General features: G+C 59.7%; 2 protein-coding genes. Both read right to left on the reverse strand.

All coding sequences use genetic code 11. The features are described 5' to 3' along the window. Positions 1 to 1452, reverse strand: a 1452-nt coding sequence (locus tag VKV18_RS12685; RefSeq protein ID WP_324204566.1) for a hydantoinase B/oxoprolinase family protein, incomplete at its 3' end; no start/stop codon positions are given. Positions 1453 to 1616: 164 nt separating this feature from the next. Then, a partial coding sequence (locus tag VKV18_RS12690; protein WP_324204567.1) for a hypothetical protein occupies positions 1617 to 1845 on the reverse strand: 229 nt, incomplete at its 5' end.

Consider the following 1845-nt stretch of genomic DNA (forward strand, 5'->3'; position numbering starts at 1 on the left):
AGCACCCGCCTCCCCGCCGTTAGCCCCTTGCGGTCTCTGGGCACGGCTGCTAGTAAGCAACGTGATGTGGGCCGGCGCGCGAAGCCTTAGACGGCGTATTAGCCCCTCACCGCCTGGGTGGAACCCTCGTCCTCCGCTGCCTTCACGCAACGCATACTCTACCACCTGCAGCGGATAGTACGATTCTAACGCCTCCACAGGGGTGTTACGGGTGTTGGTCATGTGGGTATGCATGGCAGAGGCCCCTGGTGCTTGAGGTGAGGCTCCGGCCCCGCCGGCGAGGGTCTCGTAGTAGGTCCAGGCTTCTTGTTGACCCTCTTCGCCGGTTGGGATGCCGCCGATGACCACGTTGTTCATGGTGCCCTGGCTATCTGCCGGCATTTGGTGAGGGAGCGCCAGTCGCAATGCGGCCAGGAGCAGAGCGACCAGGCGTTGTGAGGTCTCCACGTTGCCGCCGGCGGTAGCTGCAGGAAAACGCGCGTTGACCAGCGTACCTTCGGGCGCGATGATCTGGAGGGGAATAAAGCAGCCTTCGTTGGTGGGAAGCTCCTCCGAGGCCAGGCAGCGCACCACGTAGGCGCAGGCGGCATGGGTTATGGCTTCGGTTGCGTTAAGGCAGCTCTGCGTTTGGGCAGAGGTTCCCGAAAAGTCGAACTGCGCCGTGCCCGAGCCGTCGAAACGAAGGGTCACCTTTAAATACTTCACCTCATCGGTGGGTAGCTCCAAACGTTGAGCGGCTTGCCAAGAGCCGACGGGCATTTGTGCCAGAAGCTGGCGAATCGCGGCCTCTGCATAGTGAATGGTCTCTTCTGCATGGTGCAAGAAGGAGGTAAGTCCGTGCTGATTCACCAGTTGCTGCATGCGGCGTATGCCAACGTGACAAGCGGCTATTTGGGCGGCGATGTCGCCTCGTCGCTCGTGGGGGGAGCGAGAGTTTGCACAGAGCAGATCGAGTAGGTCTTCACGCTGTCGGCCCTTTTCTACCAGGGCAACTGGCGGCAAAATAAGCCCTTCTTGATAGGCAGATAGCGAAAGCGGTAACGAGCCGGGGGTCATGCCGCCGATGTCAGCATGATGGGCGCGACAGGCGACAAAGCCGATGAGCCGTTTCGTGCGGTTAGGTGTGTAGACCGGCGCGGTGAGGGTGAGATCCGGCAGATGGGTTCCGCCAAAGCGAGGATCGTTGCAAAGCCATAGCGTGTTAGGAGACCACGACACAGCTCGCAGCAGTTTGCGCATCATGAGGGGCATCGCACCGAGGTGCACCGGTATATGAGCGGCTTGAGCTATGAGACGCCCCCGTGCATCGAAGAGGGCGCAGGAGTAGTCGAGCCGCTCGCGAATGTTGGGCGAGTAGGCCACCCGTTCGAGAGTGGTTCCCATCTCCTCGGCGATAGAGGCTAACCGATGCCGCCATATCTCCACGGTAAGCGGGTTAAACCGAAAGTCCATAAAAACGGAGACAAGGGGATTGTCGCCGATATGGGGGATTGTCCCGTCGCCTTTTGAGGCGGCAGAAGACAGCCCAAGCCGACCTATCCCCCTCCTTTCTTTTGCGATTTCGAAGCGCGTTCAACAGCGTATCTTCCTCGTTTGCTACAGCGACGGAGACCCCCTCACGGCAAGGGCAAGCCGCCGCGTTCCTGTAGGCGGTGGTTGTTGACTCTGCTGCTCCTTACGAACAGTCTGGCACGCAGGGCGTTAGAGCCGGTGCAGAGAATAGACGGGATGTAATAGCCTGTGAGAGAGCCGGATAGGGTATAATACATTGTAAAAAGCGGGGTGTAGCTCAGTTGGAAGAGCGCATGCTTTGGGAGCATGAGGTCGCAGGTTCGAGACCTGTCA

It is taken from the genome of Chthonomonas sp., assembly GCF_035294505.1.
Taxonomy (GTDB): Bacteria; Armatimonadota; Chthonomonadetes; order Chthonomonadales; family Chthonomonadaceae; genus Chthonomonas.